This window comes from Streptomyces sp. NPDC057682 (assembly GCF_042799575.1).
Classification (GTDB): Bacteria; Actinomycetota; Actinomycetes; order Streptomycetales; family Streptomycetaceae; genus Streptomyces.
This window is the reverse complement of the sequence record NZ_JBHVIN010000016.1, coordinates 218,052-223,622: the sequence shown is the minus strand read 5'-3', so window position 1 is coordinate 223,622 and position 5,571 is coordinate 218,052. Positions and strand designations below refer to the sequence as shown.

General features: G+C 75.5%; 5 protein-coding genes. 1 reads left to right on the top strand and 4 read right to left on the bottom strand.

Going from position 1 to position 5,571, the window contains the following annotated elements:
* Positions 1-157 precede the first annotated feature (157 nt).
* The 4 genes from ACFVDM_RS28205 to fmt all read right to left on the bottom strand — a co-directional run bounded on the left by ACFVDM_RS28205 (position 158) and on the right by fmt (position 4,578).
* Entirely contained in the window at positions 158-1,174 is a 1,017-nt protein-coding gene (locus ACFVDM_RS28205; RefSeq protein ID WP_383646166.1) for a sugar-binding transcriptional regulator, read from the bottom strand.
* 150 nt (positions 1,175-1,324) lie between these two features.
* Positions 1,325-2,008: a ribulose-phosphate 3-epimerase gene (rpe, locus tag ACFVDM_RS28200; protein WP_383646124.1), complete on the bottom strand. Its 684-nt coding sequence runs from the start codon at positions 2,006-2,008 to the stop codon at positions 1,325-1,327.
* A gap of 128 nt (positions 2,009-2,136) precedes the next feature.
* Positions 2,137-3,570 carry an RsmB/NOP family class I SAM-dependent RNA methyltransferase gene (locus ACFVDM_RS28195; RefSeq protein WP_383646121.1) on the bottom strand — a complete coding sequence of 478 codons (1,434 nt, stop codon included), beginning with the start codon at positions 3,568-3,570 and terminating at the stop codon, positions 2,137-2,139.
* Between the two features lie 75 nt (positions 3,571-3,645).
* A complete protein-coding gene (gene fmt, locus ACFVDM_RS28190) occupies positions 3,646-4,578 on the bottom strand; it encodes a methionyl-tRNA formyltransferase (RefSeq protein ID WP_383646118.1) in 933 nt (310 codons plus the stop codon).
* 339 nt (positions 4,579-4,917) lie between these two features.
* Between fmt and ACFVDM_RS28185 the strand changes: the two genes are divergently transcribed.
* Positions 4,918-5,448 (top strand): hypothetical protein, encoded by a 531-nt coding sequence (locus ACFVDM_RS28185; RefSeq protein WP_383646115.1) that lies wholly within the window; start codon positions 4,918-4,920, stop codon positions 5,446-5,448.
* The last annotated feature ends 123 nt before the right edge of the window (positions 5,449-5,571 follow it).

The following is a 5,571-nucleotide window of genomic DNA, read 5'->3' as shown; positions in this document are numbered from 1 at the left end:
CCCCGCCACCGACCCCCCCCCCCCGCCCCCCCCCCCGCCCCCCCGCCCCCCCCGCCGCCCCCGCCGCCCCCCCCCCCCCCGCCCGCGCCCCCGCCCCCCGATCGCGACGCCGACCGACCGCCCCCCGCCCCCCCGCCCCTCCCTCGTCTTCCGGGACTCAGTCGCCGTCCGGGTCGGCCCGCTCCAGCGCCGGACGGCGCGGCGCGACCGACTCGGTCAGCAGATAGTCGGCCGCCGCGGTGTCCGTCACCAGGCTGGTGACCAGGCCCGAGCGCAGCACCGCTCCGATCGCCGCGGCCTTGCGCTGGCCGCCGGCGATCGCCACCACCTCGGGAATCCGGCGCAGCCGGTCCGCCTCGACCGTGATGCAGCGCTCGCCGAGGTCGCGGCCGACCCGCCGGCCGTCCGCGTCGAAGAGGTGCGCCGACATCTCGGCGGCGACGCCCAGCGAGGCGTAGTGGCGCCGCTCCGCGTCGGAGAGCATGTCGTGGACCGTGGAGATGCCCGGCTCCCACGAACCGATGGAGACGGCCGCCACCGTCACCTTGTCGAAGTACTCGAAGGCGCGCGCGATGCCCGTCTGGTGGCGCAGCGCGGCGGCCGTCGCCGGGTCGGGCAGCAGCATCGGCGCGTAGATCGGGTGGGCCTCGCCGCCGGAGACCTGGGCGGCCCGCCGGACCGCCTCGACCGAGCCGCGCTCGGCCGTCCCCGCGTCGTACACGCCGGTGAGCTGCACGACCGTGCACGGCGGCAGACGGTCGAGGGCCGCCGCCATGTGGATCGTGGACCGCCCCCAGGCGAGCCCGAGGACATCTCCCTCGGTCACCAGTTCGCCGAGCAGATCGGCGGCGACCTCGCCCAGGTTCTCCGGGTCGGCGGCGTCGTCCTGCTCCTCGGCCGGGGACTCCACGACGACCGCGTGACGCAGTCCGTAGCGGGCGCGGAGCGCGTCGGAGCGCTCGGCGTCCAGTTCGGCGGGGACGCGGATCTCGATCCGTACGAGGTCGCGCTCCAGCGCCGTCTCCAGGACCCGGGCGACCTTGAAGCGGCTGACGCCGAACTCCTCGGCGATCTGGATCTTGGACTTGCCCTCAAGGTAGAAGCGGCGGGCCATGGCCGCCGCCTGGACCAGCTCCGCGGGCCCCATCCGCAGGGCGGACCTGCCCGCCGACATTGCAGACACCGCGTTCTCCTCACTGCTGTTCACGCTCTCGATACGCCGTTCATCCTGTCAGATACGGCGATCCTTGACCGGTCCCGTCGGACCGCGTTCATCCGCCCTTGGCCCGGCCGTCGTCCGGCCGGGGGCGCGGGCGGCCGGAGGTCAGTGGCCGCAGGCCCAGCCGGCGGAGGCGATCGCCCCGTCGGCCCTGGCGCGCAGGGACCGGACCGCCGCGGCCGGGTCCTCGGCTCCGTAGACGGCGGAACCGGCGACGAAGACGTCCGCGCCCGCCTCCGCGCACCGCTCGATGGTGGACTCGGAGACCCCGCCGTCGACCTGGAGCCAGAGTTCCAGTCCGTGCTTGGAGATCAGCTCACGGGTGCGGCGGATCTTCGGCAGCATGATGTCGAGGAAGGCCTGGCCGCCGAAGCCCGGCTCCACGGTCATGATCAGCAGCATGTCGAGCTCGGGGAGCAGGTCCTCGTACGGCTCGACGGGCGTCGCCGGCTTCAGCGCCATGGAGGCGCGGGCGCCCTTGGCCCGGATCTCCCGCGCGAGCCGCACCGGGGCGGCGGCGGCCTCCGCGTGGAAGGTGACGGAACCCGCGCCCGCCTCCACGTACTGGGGAGCCCAGCGGTCCGCGTCCTCGATCATCAGATGGCAGTCCAGCGGGGTGGACGTGGCCCGGCTGAGCGATTCCACGATCGGCACGCCGAGGGTCAGATTGGGCACGAAGTGGTTGTCCATGACATCGACATGGAGCCAGTCGGCGCCTTCGACGGCCTGGGCCTCCTCGGCGAGACGTGCGAAGTCGGCGGAGAGAATGCTGGGGTTGATCTGGGCCATGGGCCAAGCCTGCCATGTTCTGCGGCACTTCCCCGCTTCGGTGCGCCCCAAAGCCTCACGGGATCATTACGGTTCGCGCATTCCCGGCCTTTTCGCCCCCGGCGCGGGCCGGGGGCGGGAGGGCACGGTCAGGCGGTGCGCCGCAGCAGCGCCAGGTACATGGCGTCGGTGCCGTGCAGATGCGGCCAGAGCTGGACGTCGGGTCCGTCGCCGAGCGCGGGCACCCCGGGCATCAGCGGGCGGGCGTCGACCCACTCGGCCTCGGCGGGTGCGCCGCCGCGTCCCTTGAGGACATCCTCCACGACCACCCGGGTCTCGGCCAGATGCGGCGAGCAGGTCGCATAGCCGACGACGCCGCCGACCCGGACCGCCTTCAGCGCCTCGCGCAGCAGCGCGCGCTGGAGGGGCGCGAAGGCCTCCAGGTCCTCCTTGCGGCGCCGCCAGCGGGCCTCCGGGCGGCGCCGCAGCGCGCCCAGACCCGAACACGGGACGTCCATCAGGATCCGGTCGAAGCTGTCCGGCAGCCACGGCGGGCGGGTGCCGTCGGCGGTGATCACCTGGTAGGGGCCGGGGTTGCCGGCCAGCGCGCGCTCCACCAGACGGGCGCGGTGGGGCTGCTTCTCGGCGGCGAGCAGGGTCGCGCCGCGGTCCGCCGCGAGGGCGGCGAGCAGGGCGGCCTTGCCGCCGGGCCCGGCGCAGCCGTCGAGCCAGCGGCTGTCCCCGCCCTCCAGCGGGGCGTTCGCCAGGGCGGCGGCCACGAGCTGGCTGCCCTCGTCCTGGACCCCGGCCCGGCCCTCGCGCACGGCGTCCAGCGCGCCGGGCTCGCCGCCCTCGGCCATCCGCACGGCGTACGGCGACCAACGGCCCGGCAGGCCGTTCTCCTCGCCGAGGACGTCGAGGAGTTCCCCGGTGGTGGAGCGGCCGGGGCGGGCGACGAGGGTGACCTCGGGGCGTTCGTTGTCTGCTTCGAGCAGGTCCTCGATGCCCGCGCGTCCGCCGCCGAGCGCGTCCCAGAGCGCGGAGACGACCCAGCGGGGGTGGGAGTGCACGACGGCGAGGTGGTCCTCGGCGTCCTCCTCGTAGGAAGGGGCGACCCTGGCCAGCCAGCCGTCGAGGTCGTCGGCGGACACCTTGCGCAGCACCGCGTTGACGAACTTGGCGCGGCCCTCGCCCAGCACCACCCGGGCCAGCTCGACGCTGGCGGAGACGGCGGCGTGCGTCGGGATGCGGGTGCCGAGCAGCTGGTGCACGCCCATGTTCAGCACGTCCAGCACCGGCGGGTCGACCTCGCGCAGCGGCCGGTCGATGCAGGCGGCGACGATCGCGTCGTACGTCCCCTGGCGGCGCAGCGTCCCGTAGACCAGCTCGGTGGCCAGGGCCGCGTCCCGCTGGTCGAAGCCGCCCTTGGCGCGGGCCTTCTTCAGCAGCGGGGGCAGGACGAGGTTCGCGTACGCGTCGCGCTCGTCGACGGCCCGCAGCGCCTCGAAGGCGAGGAAGCGGACCGGGTCCTTCTGGGGACGGCGGTGCGGCTTGGCGGGACGGCGACGCGGCTGGTCGTTCACGTGAAAGGTGCTCCGCTGGTGGTGAGGGGGCGAACCCTCCCAGCCTACGTCCCCGGCCCGGCCCGGCCCGCCGCGTCAGGCGCCGAGCAGCTCGCCGGGGGCGATGCGCACCCCGCGCGCCCAGTCGGCGGCGCGCATCGGCTTCTTGCCCTGGGGCTGGACCCAGAGCAGCTCCACGGCGTGCGATCCGGTGCCGACGTGGACGCTGTTCTTCGTCGCGGACAGCTCGCCGGGGGCCAGGTCGTGCCGGTCGACGACGGGGTGGGCCTGGACCAGCTTGAGGCGCTCGCCCCGGAAGAGCGTCCAGGCGCCGGGGGCGGGGGTGCAGCCGCGGACCACCCGGTCGACGCGCAGGGCGGGCGCGGACCACTGGACCTGGGCGTCCTCGACGGTGATCTTCGGCGCGAGGGTGACCCCCTCGGCGGGCTGGGGCACGGCGTGCAGGGTGCCGTCCTCGATGCCGTCCATCGTCGCGGCGAGCAGTCCGGCGCCGGCGAAGGCGAGCCGGGTCAGCAGGTCGCCGCTGGTGTCGGTGGGCCGGACCTCCTCGGTGAGGACGCCGTAGACGGGCCCGGAGTCCAGCCCTTCCTCGATGAGGAAGGTGGAGGCCCCGGTCACCTCGTCGCCGGCCATGACCGCGTGCTGGACGGGGGCGGCGCCGCGCCAGGCGGGCAGCAGCGAGAAGTGCAGGTTGACCCAGCCCCGGGCGGGGACGACGAGGGCGCTCTTGGGCAGCAGCGCCCCGTAGGCGACGACGGGGCAGCAGTCGGGCGCGATCTCGCGGAGCCGGGCCAGGAAGTCCTCGTCGCGCGGCCGGGCCGGCTTGAGCACCTCGATCCCCGCCTCCTCGGCCCGCTCGGCCACCGGGCTGGCGACCAGCCGCCGTCCGCGCCCGGCGGGGGCGTCGGGCCGGGTCACGACGGCGGCGACCTCGTGACGGCCGGAGGCGATCAGGGCGTCCAGGGCGGGAACGGCGACCTCGGGGGTGCCTGCGAAGACGAGCTTCATGGGTGGTGGCTGCCTCTCGGGCCTTGACGGTGCGGGACGAGCGACGCACCAGTCTAGGGCGTGTCCGAAAAGTCCCGCCTGCTCGGCCTACGGGCGGACGGCGCTGCTTGCCGGACACGCCCCAGGGGCGGTGCCGACGGGCGCCCGAGGGCGTGCGCCCGGTCGTACGGGGCCGGAGCCCGGGGGGCGTACGCGCGCCCGCACGCCCCTCGGATGTGCGGATACGCCCCGGGAGCGTGACCACAGGCCCGGGTGCCGCGTTGGTCAAGAGAGATTGACCGAAGCGAGCCGCCCTCGTGCGGCCCGATCCCTTTCAACGCCGGTTCGAGAGGCTTCTTCATGGCCGACCACGCAACCCACGACGCCCAAGCGCGGGCCAGTCTGCATCTTCTGGTGCGGGACATCGAGCGGGTCCGGCGGCAGGTGGACGCGCTGCGCACGCTCACGGCCCAGTTGGGCAACGTCTACCGTCCGCGCCGCTCCGGCCCTTCCACGGGCTTCGTCGTCTACGGAAGGGCCCCGGCCCCCACCGTGAGGCTGGCCCAGGAATTGCGGGACAGCGTCGAGACCCTGGTGACGGCGGCGGTGGACTTCGACCGCTCGCTGGGCTTCTCCTGGGACGCGGTGGGCTCCGCGCTCGGGGTCACCAAGCAGGCCGTCCACCGCCGTTACGGCACCCGGCGCGCGGCCCCGCAGCCGGTGGCGGCGGACAGCGCGGCCGAGGTCGTGGCGCAGCGCCCGGTGCCCGGGTCGCCCGCGCTGCCGTCCGTCCCGGCGGCCCGTTCGATGCCGCCGCAGCCCTCGGCGGACCGTCCACCGCTCCGCGAGGACGTGCGGCCGGGAGTGTTCCCGGGCCCGCGCAACGGCTGATCCGTCCTTCGGGGTCGCCCGCGCACCTGTGCGCGGGGGGCCCCCCCCCACCCCGGCCGCCGGGGCGCCCCGGGCCCCCCCCCGGGCCCGCGGCACGACGGCGGGGCGGGTCGGCGGCGGGGC